The following is a 14,500-nucleotide window of genomic DNA, read 5'->3' on the forward strand; positions in this document are numbered from 1 at the left end:
CCGTGAGCATCGACTTTTCCGAATACATCAACTGCCTGGACGAGGGCGACCACGAACACCGCCAGGCCCTGGAGTCCGCCTATCATGAGGCCGGGCGCGTGATGTCGCCCCGCGGCCTGCAGAATTATCTCGAGGGCATGCGCGCCATGTGCACCCTCGGGCGCGGCCAGGACCTCGTCCTTACCTACGTGCAGGAGATCCCCGAAGTGGCCCGGGAGGTGGGGGAGGACATCATCCCCGACATCGTCACCAGCCTCATGAAGCTGGCTTCTCATACCTCCGGCACCGTGCTCACCCAGATGATGGCCAACATGCCCCTGGCCGCGCGCCGCCTCGGCGACGTGGACGTCATGCGCGGTTATCTCAAGCTGCTGCACCAGCTCGCCGGCAAGGCCCCCCGGGGACTGCGGCCCATGATGGAGCACCTGGACGAGCTGCTGTCCAAGCTGACCCTGGGCGGCCTGCGGCGCTGGGCCAACTGGGGCATGCAGGCCCACCAGCGGGACCTCGAAGGCCAGCTGGCCTATTTCGGCCTCAAGACCGAGTCGTCCCGCTCGGTACTCCAGAAGGAGCGTCGCGGCACCCTGTTCATCGACAACCAGCGGCGCCTCAACTTCTACCTGCGGGCCCTGTGGGCGCGCGCCTTCTTCATGCGCCCCACCTCGGGGGATTATGAGAAGCGCGAGGGCCTCCGGCCCTTCATTGAGGAGTTCCAGATCCACCTCCCCGACGCCTTCGACGATTTCCACGGTATTTCGGGCATCGAGGTCTACCGTGCCGCCGCCGCCCACTGCGCGGCTCATCTGGTGTATACCCGCGAGCCCATCAGCGCCGAGCAGTTGTCGCCGGCCCAGATGAAATTCATCGAGTTGTTCGAGGACGCCCGGGTGGAACACCTGGCCATGCGCGACTTCCCCGGCCTCAGGAAACTGTGGCTGTCCTTCTTCGCCACGCCCCCCGGCCCCGACGACGACGTGCCGGAGGTCCATCCCGTCATGAACCTCATGATGCGCATGTCCCGCGCCCTGCTGGACGCGGACTACCGGGACGACAACGCCTTCGTCAACGAGGCCGCGGCGGGTTTCCGCGACGACCTGGCGGCCGGGGCCGACGACAACCGCATCAGCTGGATGGCCGGTGTCGGCCTCTACAACCGTGTGGCCGAAAAGATGTCCCTGCCCGGCGTCCGTCAGCTGGCGGAGATGCCCATCCCCTACCGGGATGACAACCGTTACGTGTGGGCCTTCGCCGAGAATATGTTCGAGTCCCGCGGGGTGGACTACATACCCCAGAAGGATCGCCAGGTGCGGCGCACCGTCAGCATCATCGAGATGGCCAACGAGCTGGATGTGCCGGGGGCCGGCGACGACGCTCAGGAGATCTGGACCTGCGAGACCGAGGTCTTCCCCTACGAGGACGAGGGCAAGAGCCTCAACGAACTGGAGGGCAAGGAGCCCGTGTCCGAGCCCTACCACTACGACGAGTGGGACTACCACGTACAGCTGGCCCGGCCCGACTGGGCCACCGTGATGGAGCGCCGCCAGCCCAAGGGCGACCCCGAACTCATGGACGAGATCCTCACCAAGTACAAGCCCGTGGCCAGCCGCATCCGCCATCTTATCGATGCCCTCCAACCCCAGGGTATCGTGCGGCGCCGGGGCTACGAGGAGGGCGAGGAGCTCGATATCAACGCCGCCGTGCGTGCCATGATCGACATCCGTCGCGGCGTCACCCCGGACCCGCGCATCAACATCCGCATCACCCGCCATGTCCGCGACCTGGCCATCGTGGTGCTCATGGACCTCTCGGAATCCACCAACGAGAAGGTGGGGGATGTCAAAGAGGGGACCGCCGACTACGACGAGGCCGCCAGCATCCTCGACCTCACCCGCGAGTCCACCGGTCTGCTGTCCTGGGCCATCGATGCCATCGGCGACGCCTTCGCCGTCCACGGCTTCGCCTCCGACGGGCGCCACGACGTCCGATACTATCGCTTCAAGGATTTCGACCAGCCCTACGATGACGACGCCAAGTCTCGCATGGCCGGCATGCAGGGCGGGCTGTCCACCCGCATGGGCGCGGCCCTGCGCCACGCCGGCTGGCACCTGGCCCAGCAGGCCGCCAGCAAGCGGCTGGTGCTGCTCATCACCGACGGCGAGCCCGCCGACATCGACGAGCGCGACCCCCAATACCTGCGCCACGACGCCAAGAAAGCGGTGGAGGACCTGCAGATGCAGGGGATCCACACCTATTGTCTGACCCTAGACCCCATGGCCGATCGCTACGTGGCGCGGATCTTCGGCGAGAACCGTTATTCCATCGTGGACAACGTGGAACGGCTCCCGGAGCGCCTCCCGGCGGTGTTCGCCACCATCACCGGTTAGCCGGGGTGTCGGTTGCCAGGAGCAACCGACCTACAGATTTTTGTAACCACGAAACACACGAAAATTGCGAAAGACGTAGGTCGGGTTGTAGGCCGGGCTGTAGGTCGGGCTGTAGGTCGGGCTTCAGCCCGACACCGAACCCTGGCCGGTGGTACCGACCCGGCGCGCGGTATGCGCGGCGGGCTTGAATGTCGGGATGAATCCCGACCTACATTCGTGCCAAAGGAATGTGCGGTGGGGGTGTTGTGTAGGTCCGGTTGTAGGTCCGGTTGTAGGTCGGGCTTCAGCCCGACACCGAACCCTGGCGGGTGGTACCGGCCCGGCGCGCGATATGCGCGGCGGGTTTGATTGTCGGGATGAATCCCGACCTACATCCGTGCCAAAGGAATGTGCGGTGGAGTCCGTTGAGAATATCCGCTGGGATTCGCAAGCACACCCCACCTACAGTCCTCCCCAAAAATTTCGTGTGATTTCGAGTATTTCGTGGTTAAAAATGGTCTTTGCATCCTTTCGCGGTTACCGTATGCGAGTATCATCGTTCGCGGGCATCGCAGATGCCCGGTGGCGATGATGATCTCGACCGGTTTGCGCCACACTACGCGGGGTCTCGGCGGTGATTCATAGAGGACACCATCAGGTATCTGCTCTCGCCTCGTGCGGATACCGGTCGCGGCGTGTTTGGCGGTTCCAGCCGGCTATCGGTCGGCTACCCTGGCCTGAGGTCCTTTTAGTGCCCTCCAGCATCTCCCATGCCCATGGTTCCTGACAGGCCCGCGTAATCACCTCCCGAGCGTATCTACAGGCATCAGGCCCGTTCCGCAATTACTTGTCATACCAACAAGGGGCAGGTCATAGACAGCAAATTTTGGGATTTCTTCTCAGGCACTGGCACTGCGCTGCGCCACGACCACGACACCGAGTTGCTGCGGTCGGAGCTGTTCAGCATCGATCAGCTGAAGCGCCACGCCCTCACCCTGGCGGGCCGGCACCGGATCGACCCAGGCCCCGGCCCGGACCGCTTGCTGCCGCGGCTGGCGGACAATGAACGCGTCCTGCTGACGGCCTATGACGTCGTTACCGCCGCTGCCGCCACGCCGGGGCAGCGCATCGTGCCGGCCGAGGCCTGGCTACTCGACAACTTCTATCTGATTGAGCAGCAGATCAGTCTGGCGCGCCGGCATCTGCCGCGCGGCTACAGCCGGCAACTGCCACGGCTATCCGATGGTCCGCTGGCCGGTTTCCCGCGCATCTACGAACTGGCCCAGGAACTCATCTCCCATATGGACGGCCGCGTCGACAGCGACAACGCCACTCAGTTCATCTCCGCCTACCAGGCCGCCGAGCCCCTGAAGCTGGGCGAACTGTGGGCCTTCCCCATCATGCTCCAGTTGGCGCTGCTCGAAAACCTGCGCCGCGTCGGCGTCCGCATCGCCCAGCGGCGCGAAGAGCGCGACGCCGCCACCATCTGGGCAGACCGCATGTTCGCCGCGGCCGAAAGAGATCCGAAGCAGCTGATCCACCTGCTGGCCGAATTCGCCTACGCTGACGTGCCGTTGACGGCGCCGTTCGTCGAGGAATTCTACGGCCGACTGCAGGCGCAGGGATCTGCCATGGCTTTCGTTCAGACCTGGGTCGAGCAGAAGCTGCTCGAACAGGGGGTGACTGCCACCGGGTTGTCTGAAGCGGCCAGCCGCACCGCCGCGGCCAACCAGATCTCCATCGCCAACAGCATCGGTAGCCTGCGCTTCATTGGCGCCATGGACTGGAAGCAATTCGTCGAATCTCTCAGCCTCGTCGAGCGGGCCTTGCGCGAAGACCCGCTGGACAGTTACGCCAGCCAGGATTTCGCCACCCGCGACCGCTACCGGCACGCCATCGAGGACGTGGCGCGCCACAGCACGGCGAGCGAATGGGTGGTGGCGCGCGAAGCCATCGCCCTCGCGCAGGCCGCGCACCGCGGGTCCCATGATCGCAGTGCGCATGTCGGGTACTTTCTGATCGGTCGCGGCCGCTCCCAGCTGGAGCACGCAGTCGGCTGCCGGGTGCCGTGGAAGTCCCGCATGAGTCGCGTGGCCCAGCCCATCCGCCTGTTCCTCTATCTGGGGCCCATCCTCCTGCTGACCGCACTATCCATTGACATCGTACTGTCCGCGCTCGGCAGATATGACGTGCATGACGAACGGCTTTGGCTTCTGGCCCTGCCCCTCCTCATCGCCGCCTCCGCCCTGGCGGTCCCGCTGATGAACCGGCTGGTCACCCTCGTCCTGCCGCCGCGCGCCCTGCCGCGCATGGATTTTTCCGCCGGGATACCGGATCGCCACCGCACCATGGTGGTCGTACCCACCCTGATAACCAGGACGCAGGACATCGATAACCTGATCGAAGCGATGGAGATCCGCTATCTCGGTAACCGCGACCCCAATCTGTTCTTCGCGTTGCTGACGGACTTTGCCGACGCCCCGGTACAGACGCTGCCGGAAGACAGCGCCCTGCTTGCCCATGCACGCGCCGCGGTCGACGCGCTCAACGCGACTTACCGCGACGACCGCCCCTGTATCTTCTACCTGTTTCATCGGCCCCGGCTTTGGAACTCCGTAGAGGGGGTATGGATGGGCTACGAGCGCAAGCGCGGCAAGCTGGAGCAGTTCAACGCCCGACTGCGGGGCGATGCCCGAAAGGCATTCTCGGATATCGTCGGCGACCCATCCATCCTCGAATCCATTCGGTACGTCATCACCCTGGACACCGATACCCAGTTGCCGCGGGATGCGGCCCGGACTCTGGTCGGCAATCTGGCGCATCCCCTCAACCGGCCGGTCTACGATGCTGCCAGGGGCCGAATCGTCGACGGCTACGCGATCCTGCAACCGCGCGCCTCGATCAGCCTGACCAGCGCCGGGGGCTCGCGCTTTGCCCGGCTCTTCGCCGGCGACTCGGGGATTGATCCCTATACCCGCGAAGTGTCGGACGTCTACCAGGACATGTTCGGCGAGGGTTCCTTCATCGGCAAGGGCATCTACGACGTCGACGCGTTTCGTCAGGCTGTCGACGGCCGTTTTCCGGAGAACCTCATTCTCAGTCATGACCTGTTGGAAAGCGGCTATGCGCGTTCGGCCCTGGTGAGCGACGTCGATCTCATCGAGGAACATCCGGCCGGCGTCAACGTCGATGCCAGCCGCCGCCACCGCTGGATACGGGGCGACTGGCAGCTGGCCGGCTGGTTGCTGCCGCGCGTGCCTGGTCCGCCCAACGGCACGCAGGCAAGGCGGCTACCCAATCCGCTGTCGGCACTGTCACGGTGGAAGCTGTTCGACAACCTGCGGCGCAGCCTGGTGGCGCCGGCGTTGCTGGCCCTGTTGGCGGGGGGATGGCTACTGGGCCTGGGACCCGTGTGGCTATGGACCCTGGTGGTCGTGGCCGTGGTGCTCCTGCCGCCCCTGCTGTCCACCCTGCTCGAGCTGGTGCGCAGGCCACCCGAACGCGCCTGGCTGGTGCACCTGAACGTGACCGGCCGATCCGCCGGTCGCCCGCTCATGCTCGGCCTGCTGACCCTCGTGTTCCTGCCCAACGACACACGGATCTGCCTGGGGGCAATCCTGGGCTCTGGCGTCCGCATGCTGTTCACGCGGCGCGGTCTGTTGTTGTGGCAACTGCCGGCCTACGGGCGCCGCAACGCCCGCCGCACCCTGCCCGAATTTTTTCGCGAAATGTGGATCGCGCCGGCGCTCGCGACGGCGCTGGGCGGGGCCCTGGCCGTGGCGGGGACACCATGGCACGCCGCGGCGCCGTTGCTGCTGCTATGGCTGGCATCGCCGGCAATCGGCTGGTGGATCAGCCAGCCGCTGGTGGCCCCTGCACCAGGCCTGAGTGCCGATCAGCACGCCTTCCTGCGGACATCGGCCCGACGCACCTGGCGCTACTTCGCGGACTTCGTCGGCCCGCAGGACAACTGGCTGCCACCCGACAACTTCCAGGAATATCCGGCGCCGGCCGTCGCTTCCCGCACCTCGCCCACCAACATTGGCATGTCTCTCCTGGCTGACTTGGCTGCGGTCGATTTCGGCTACATCACGGTTGGGGAATGCCTGCAGCGCATCGGCAACACCCTGGCCGCCATGGAAAAGCTGGAACGCTACCGCGGCCATCTTTACAACTGGTACGACACCCGCACGCTGCAACCGCTGCATCCGCAATACGTCTCCTCTGTGGACAGCGGCAACCTGGCGGGCTGCCTACTCACCCTGCAGGCGGGGCTGGCCGAAATGACGCATCAGCCGGTGCTGTCAGGCAGCGCCTTTCAGGGACTGCGGGACACCCTGCAGATACTGGCCGAACAGTGGCCCGCCGCGGCCGCTCCCGAGCCGGCGAAAGGCATCGACCTGCTGCAGGACACCCTGCGCGCACTCACAGCCGACGGGCCGCCGCTGACCCTGGCTGGCGCCGCCAGTGCGCTGGAGCAGATTCGACGCGCGAGCGGCATGTTGCTTGAATCGCTGCCCACGGACACCGATAGCGACCATGAAGGGGTTTACTGGGCGCAGGCGTTCGACCGGCAGTCCCGAGCCCTCCAGGACGAACTCGCATTCCTGGTGCCCGCTTCGTGGCAGGGCAGCGCCATCCCGACGCGCATGGAACTGGCCGGCGCGGGGACAGCCGGCGCTGTCGTGCTGACACAACTGGACTCCATCCATGACCTGATGAAACGGTGCCGCGACCTGGCAGCGATGGACTTCGGATTTCTCTACGATGCCGCGCGTGATCTGCTGGCCATCGGCTATGACATCGGCGAGCGACGGCGCGATCCTTCCTGCTACGACCTTCTGGCATCGGAATCGCGGCTGGCCAGTTTCCTGCTCATCGCTCAGGGACAGGTGCCACAGAAGCACTGGTTCTCGCTCGGCCGCCTGCTCACCAGGCACGGCGCCGACCTCAGCCTGATCTCGTGGAGCGGCTCGATGTTCGAGTACCTGATGCCGCTGCTGATCATGCCGAGTTACCCGAACACCCTGCTGGAGCAGACCTGCAAGGCGGCGGTGGCGCGCCAGGTCGAATACGGCCGCCAGCGCGCGGTGCCATGGGGGATCTCCGAGTCCTGCTACAACGCTACTGATCTCAACCAGGTGTACCAGTACAGGGCCTTCGGCGTGCCGGGCCTCGGCTTCAAGCGCGGGCTGGGCGAAGACCTGGTCATCGCGCCCTATGCCAGCGCCCTGGCGTTGACGGTGATGCCGCGGGACGCCTGCCGCAACCTGCAGACCCTGGCCAATCAGGGCTTTCTCGGCGCCTACGGTTTCTACGAGGCCATCGACTACACGCCGTCGCGGGTGCCGCGTGGCAAGCCGCACGCCATCGTGCGTTCGTTCATGGCGCATCACCAGGGCATGAGCCTGCTGGCGTACGCGCATGTCCTGCTCGACCAGCCGATGCAGCACCGCTTCATGTCCGACCCATTCGCGCGGGCGACCGAACTGCTGCTGCAGGAGCGGGTGCCGAAGAAGGGCGCCACCCTGCACCCGCACGCGGCCGAAGTGAGTGCCGCCGCCCGCCCGCCCAGCGCGGACGTCGGTTCGATCATGCGCGTGTTCACCGAACCGAACACCCGGCTGCCCGAAGTGCACCTGTTGTCGAACGGCCGCTATCACGTCATGGCAACCCATGCCGGCGGCAGCGCCAGCCGCTGGCGCGACCTCGCCATCACGCGCTGGCGCGAGGACGCCACCACCGACGGCTGGGGTACCTTCATCTACCTGCGCGACCGCGACAGCGGCGAGTACTGGTCGGCCGCGCATCAGCCGACCCTGCGCCCTGCCGAACATTACGAGGCGATCTTCGTGCAGGGGCGTGCCGAATACCGGCGGCGCGATCACGCCATCGAGGCGCATACCGAAATCTGCGTGTCGCCGGAGGACGATGTCGAGATCCGTCGCGTCACCCTCACCAACCAGTCGGCCCGCGGCCGTCGCATCGAGGTGACGAGCTATGGGGAAGTGGTGTTGGCGCCGCCCCATGCCGACCTCGCGCACCGCGCCTTCAGCAACCTGTTCGTGCAGACCGAAATCCTGCCCGAGCTGCGAGCGATCCTCTGCACGCGGAGACCGCGCACGCCGGGTGAGCAGCCCCCCTGGATGTTTCACCTGCTGGCCGCGCCGGGGGCCACTGCGGACGAACCATCCTTCGAGACGGACCGCGCCCGCTTCATCGGGCGCGGCCGCACCGCGGCCAACCCGCTGATGCTCGATAACCGGGACGGTCCAACCCGTCTGTCGAACACGGACGGCCCGGTGCTCGACCCCATCGTGTCGATCCGCCGTGCCCTGATCCTGTCACCCGACGAATCGGCCACCGTGCAAGTCATCTCCGGAGTGGCCGATACGCGCGAGGCCGCACTGGCGCTGCTGGAAAAATACAACGACCGCCACTTCGTCGAGCGCGCGTTCGAGATGGCCTGGTACCAGAGCCAGGAGGTGCTGCGCCACCTCAACATAACCGAAGCCGAGGCGCAGCTCTTCGGCCGTATGGCGAACTCCGTCGTCTTCGGCCATGCCCTGCGCCGTGCTTCACCGGATATCCTTGCACGCAACCAGTTGGGGCAGGCCGGGCTGTGGCGGTTCAGCATTTCGGGCGATCTGCCCATCGTGTTGTTGCACATCGGCGGTATCGGTCGCATCGATCTGGTCAAACAGGTCCTGCAGGCCCATGCCTATTGGCGCATGAAGGGTCTGGCCGCCGATCTGGTGATCGTGAATGAGGATTTCTCCGGCTACCGGGCGGAGTTGCAGGACCTGATCATGGGCCTGATCAACACGGGGTCCGACGCGCACGCGATGGATAGGCCGGGCGGGGTCTTCGTGCGGCGGGCCGAGGAGTTGACGGAGGACGAACGCGTCTTGCTGCAGACCGTTGCCCGCATCGTCTTCAGCGACACTACCGAAATGCTGATCGAGCAGGTGGAACGCCGCAGGTCGGCGAAGCGTCCGTCGGACCTACTGGAGCCCGTGCGGCGGGCGGCTCACGATCCGATCTATCCGCTGGCGGCGCGCCAGCGTATTTTCAGCAACGGGCTGGGCGGGTTCACACCCGACGGGCACGAATACGTGATTACCCTCGAACCCGGCCAGGACACACCGGCACCGTGGTCCAACGTCATCGCCAGCCCGTACATGGGCACGGTCGTCAGCGAGGGTGGCAGCGCCTACACCTGGGTGGAGAACGCCCACGAATTCCGGTTGACCAGCTGGCACAATGATCCCCTCTCCGACAGCAGCGGGGAAGCGGTTTACCTGCGCGATGAGGAGACCGGCGCATTCTGGTCGCCGACGCCGCTGCCCGCTCGTGGCAGATCCGGCTATGTGTGCCGACACGGCTTCGGCTACAGCGTGTTCGAGCATTTCGAGTCCGGCATCGCTTCCGAGTTGCGTACCTACGTCGCCATGGACGCGCCGGTGAAGTTCGTGGTCGTGAAGCTGCGCAACGCCTCGCAGTACAAACGCCGCCTATCCCTTACCGGCTATTGGGAACTGGTGCTCGGCGAATGGCGGCACACCAACCAGATGCACATCGTCACTGAAACCGATCCGCACAGCGACGCGCTGTTTGCCCGCAATGCCTACGGCCGTGAATACGCCGACCGCGTGGTGTTCGCCCACGTCAGCGAACGCGGGCGTACGGTGAGCGGAGACCGTGTCGAGTTCATCGGTCGTAACGGCTCGCTGGCGAGCCCGGCGGCCATGGGACACAAGCGCCTGTCGGGCCGGACCGGCGCGGGCTTCGATCCATGCGCCGCGATCCAGACCGGGGCCGAGCTGGCGGTCGGGGAGGAACGCGAGATCGTGTTCATCTTCGGCGCGGCCCGTGACACCGGCGAAGCGCGGCGCTTCATTCAGCGCTTCGGCGGATGCGCGAGCGCGCGGCAGGCGCTGGAAGCGGTGTGGGAACACTGGAACCGTACCCTCGGTGCGGTAAATGTCGACACACCCGATACCGCGCTCAACATGCTGGTCAACGGTTGGCTGGTTTACCAGACATTGTCATGCAGGTTGTGGGGACGCAGCGGTTATTACCAGTCCGGCGGCGCTTACGGTTTCCGCGATCAGCTGCAGGACACCATGGCGCTGATCCATGCGACGCCCGGGCTCGCCCGCGAGCAACTGATCCGACACGCCGGGCGACAGTTTCCCAAAGGCGACGTGCAGCACTGGTGGCACCCGCCCGGCGGACAGGGTGTGCGCACGCGTTTTTCCGACGACTATCTATGGCTGCCGTACGCCGCTTGCCGCTATGTGCGGGCGACCGGCGACACCGGCGTGCTTGACGAACTCATCCATTTTCTGGAAGGCCGCGAGCTGTATGCCGAAGAAGAGGCCTATTACGATCAGCCGCGACGTTCGCCCGACGCCGCCAGCTTGTACGAGCACTGCGTGCGTGCCCTCAAGCACGGGCTGCGTTTCGGCGAGCATCATTTGCCCCTGATGGGATGCGGCGACTGGAATGACGGTATGAATCTCGTCGGCAAGGATGGCAAGGGCGAAAGCGTATGGCTGGCGTGGTTCCTGCTCGAAAACCTGGAACTATTTGCCGGCCTGGCGCGCGATCGCGAAGATACCGACTTTGCCGAGCTGTGTACCGCCCAGGCAACCCGGCTGCGCAGCAACATCGAGGACCAGGCCTGGGATGGTCAATGGTACCGGCGCGCCTGGTTCGACGACGGCACCCCGCTGGGATCGGCCGCCAACGAAGAATGCCAGATCGATTCCATCAGCCAGAGCTGGGCGGTCATTTCCGGCGGAGGCGCCGCCGGGCGGGCCCACCAGGCGATGACAGCGGTCGACCAGCGTCTGGTGCGGCGTGACCATCGGCTCATCCAGCTGCTCGACCCGCCTTTCGATACCGCCGACCTGGAACCAGGCTACATCAAGGGTTACATCCCGGGCGTGCGCGAGAACGGCGGTCAATACACCCACGCGGCGATCTGGGCCACGATGGCCTTCGCCATGCTGGGCGATACGGAACGCGCGTGGGAATACTTTGATCTGCTCAATCCCGTCAACCACGGCAGCACACCTGAGCGGATCGCGCGCTACCGCGTAGAGCCCTACGTCATGTGTGCCGACATCTATGGTGTGTCACCGCATATCGGCCGTGGTGGGTGGACCTGGTACACCGGCGCGGCCGGCTGGATGTACCGGCTGGCCGTGGAAACCCTGCTCGGCCTCAACCTCGAAGTGGACCATCTGCGCATAGCGCCCCGCATCCCGGCCGATTGGGATTCGTACAAGATCCATTACCGCTATCGCGACACCGTCTATCACATCACCATCAGACGTGCCGGCACGCAGGGGCACGTGAGCCGCGTAACGCTGGACGGTGCCGAGTGTCCCGACACGCTCATTCCACTCGTCGACGACCGCCGCGAACACACCGTCGAAGTAGGGCTGGGTTGAAAGGCCCTAAAGGGGTCAGTATCCGAGGCATCTCCACGAATTTTGATGTCTCGATTCCAGTCGAGCCCCAAGACGTCCAATTCGGCGAGGCGCTCATGGAGAACGGCATCACCCGCTTCGTCAATCGGCTGGAAGACCATTGCTGTTCCCTTGGCGCTCTTGGCGTCTTGGCGAGAGGAAATTCATGGGGATCCCACAGTGTCTGACCCCGTTACTTGCGCGCCCTTCCCAGCCGGAAAGTCAGCCGCCTTTCTTCAGCAGGTTCTCTTCGTCGGAGGTGCGCAGGTCATCGGCCACTTGCTTGTCGATCGTATGGTCGGCCGTCACGTCGCTGTCTGCAGCCATGGCAGCGGCCTGGCGCGGCGGCGGTGCCGGTGCGGGGCGTGCGGCCCCGCCTTCGCCGGGCGATAGAGGAACCGCATCGCGCAGGTGGATGCGGTAGATGGGTTCGGGCATCTCGATGCCAGCGGCGTCGAACGCGGCCTTCACCAGGCGGATGGCCTCGCTGCGCGCCTTCGAGATGTCCGTTTCACGCTGGTCGATCCAGGCGAGGAAACTCAGTTGCACCGTACTGTCGCCCAGTTCCGAGATCAGCACTTGCGGTCCCGGGGCGGGCAGGATCCCGTTTATCCGCCCCAAGGTCGTCATGCCGAGGTCCCGGGCGGCCGCTACGTCCAGGTCCACGGATACACCCACCTTGAACTCGAAGCGACGCAAGGGATTGCGGGTAAAGTTCAACATTGCCGAGGTGATGATAGTGCTGTTGGGAATGCGCAAGTGGTTGCCATCCAGGGTCATCAGCACCGTATCGCGTGAGGTCAGGCGCACCACCTTGCCGAGGAATTCTCCGATCTGCACCTGGTCACCGATGGAAAAGGGGTTGCGGGCGCTGAGCAGCACGCCGGCAAGGTAGTTTTCCGCGATATTGCGGAAGGCGAAGCCCAGCGCAATCCCTGCGATCCCAGCGACACCGAGCAGCGCCCCGACCACGGCGATGGCGTCCAGGATCTCCAGGGCGATCAGCAGCCCGATGCCGATGACCAGCAGGCGAACGACGCGCAGCCCCAGGTTCACGGCAAGGTCGGATAGGCCGGCGCGCCGCAACCAGGCACCACGCGACCCCGCCCACTGGCCGAGGAACCAGAACAGCACCACCACGAGCAGGGCGACCAGGCCCACTGGTAAGGCTCGCAGCAGGTCGGCGCCAATTTTCTGAAACTTGCGGCTGGCCGGGCGCAGGCGACTGGCCACGTCCGCCTCCTCGCTGAGGCGGTTCAAGACATAGACGACGCCCTCGGTGTGGCTCGCGATCGCGAAGGCGTCGCGGTTGAGGCGGGAGCTGGGGACTTCGCCGGCAAGGGTGACGACACCCGAAGTGACCTGGACATCGATGTCCTGCAGGCCGTCGATGGCGCCCAGCACGGCGAGGAGACGGTTGCGGATCAGGGCGTCCTCCGGGACGTCCAGCACCTGGATCGCCGGGGCCGTGACGTTGGTTTCGGATGTATACAACTCCTGGCCCCAAGCCGGTTGCTGCCAGGACATGAGGACCAGCAAGAGCATCGTCAGTATTCGTTTCATCATGAGTAACTATGGCACCTTCACGCCCTTCACGTCCGGTCAGCGGCGACGCGGCGAGGCTGCCTGATGGTCGCTTGATCGCTGATCAGTCAATGACTAATATGCATGCATTGCTGTCAACTGGAGGCCTGCACCCGTGGCAACGATGACCATTCGCAATATCGATGATCGTCTGAAGGCACGGCTGCGCGTGCGCGCCGCCCAGCATGGCCGATCGATGGAGGATGAAGTCCGGGATATCCTGCGCTCGGCCCTGTCTGTCGAGTCCGCAGCAAAGCCGTCCCTGATCGATTCGATCCGTTCCCGGTTGGCACCCCTGGGGGGCGTGGAACTCGAGGAACCGCCGCGTGAACTCATCCGGGAGCCGCAGGATCTGGGTCGGTGATCGTTCTGGATACCAACGTCCTGTCCGAAACCCTGCGCCCGGCGCCGACGCTCCGCATCCTGGAGTGGCTGGAAGGGCAATGGCGTGGTGCATTGTTCACCACGACGGTGACCCGGGGAGAACTCTTCTACGGCGTGCGCCTGTTGCCGGATGGCCGGCGGCGCCGTGGATTGATGGCGGCGTTGCAGGCGATTTTCGACCAGGACTTCGCGGGACAGGTGCTGAGCTTCGACGCGGACGCTGCGGATGGTTACGCGGAGATCGCCGCCTCCCGCAGGCTGCTGGGCCGCCCCATCAGCCAGTTCGACGCCATGATCGCAGCGATGGCGCGGTCGAGGGGGGCTGTCCTGGCCACCCGCAACGTTCGCGATTTCGCGGACTGCGGCCTGGAATTGATTGACCCGTGGAACGCCTGAGGCCGGTGGCGTGCGCATGCCTGCGGCAGGTCACATCATCAGCCCTCGCAAAGGGGGCAGCACCGGGTCGCGCGTGATGCGCGGCGGGTTTGAATGTCGGGATGAATCCCGACCTACATCCGTGCCAAAGGAATGGGCGGTGGGGTGTTGCGTAGGCCCAGCTGTAGGTCGGGCTGTAGGTCGGGCTTCAGCCCGACACCGAACCCTGGCCGGTGGTACCGACCCGGCGTGAGGTATGCGCGGCGGGTTCGAATGTCGGGATGAATCCCGACCTACGAAAAGCGTAACCGCGAA

5 protein-coding genes are annotated in these 14,500 nt (G+C 65.3%); 4 read left to right on the plus strand and 1 reads right to left on the minus strand.

The genetic code is table 11. The annotated features are described in order from the left end of the window. Positions 1 to 2 precede the first annotated feature (2 nt). On the plus strand, positions 3 to 2,384 hold the full coding sequence (locus U5S82_08950) for a VWA domain-containing protein (GenBank protein MDZ7751774.1): 2,382 nt from the start codon (positions 3 to 5) through the stop codon (positions 2,382 to 2,384). Between the two features lie 920 nt (positions 2,385 to 3,304). After that, positions 3,305 to 11,824 (plus strand): glucoamylase family protein, encoded by an 8,520-nt coding sequence (locus U5S82_08955; protein MDZ7751775.1) that lies wholly within the window; start codon positions 3,305 to 3,307, stop codon positions 11,822 to 11,824. A gap of 240 nt (positions 11,825 to 12,064) precedes the next feature. On the opposite strand, the gene U5S82_08960 is transcribed toward U5S82_08955, so the two are convergent. Then, on the minus strand, positions 12,065 to 13,408 hold the full coding sequence (locus U5S82_08960; GenBank protein ID MDZ7751776.1) for a mechanosensitive ion channel family protein: 1,344 nt from the start codon (positions 13,406 to 13,408) through the stop codon (positions 12,065 to 12,067). A gap of 133 nt (positions 13,409 to 13,541) precedes the next feature. Here U5S82_08960 and U5S82_08965 point away from each other — a divergent pair, with 133 nt between their 5' ends. After that, the gene (locus U5S82_08965; GenBank protein ID MDZ7751777.1) at positions 13,542 to 13,790 is read left to right on the plus strand and encodes a plasmid stabilization protein; all 249 of its coding nucleotides are present in this window, start codon (positions 13,542 to 13,544) and stop codon (positions 13,788 to 13,790) included. Beyond that, positions 13,787 to 14,206 (plus strand): type II toxin-antitoxin system VapC family toxin, encoded by a 420-nt coding sequence (locus U5S82_08970; protein MDZ7751778.1) that lies wholly within the window; start codon positions 13,787 to 13,789, stop codon positions 14,204 to 14,206. Before U5S82_08965 ends, U5S82_08970 begins: the two co-directional genes overlap by 4 nt. The last annotated feature ends 294 nt before the right edge of the window (positions 14,207 to 14,500 follow it).

The organism is Gammaproteobacteria bacterium (genome assembly GCA_034522055.1).
GTDB lineage: Bacteria > Pseudomonadota > Gammaproteobacteria > JAABTG01 > JAABTG01 > JAABTG01.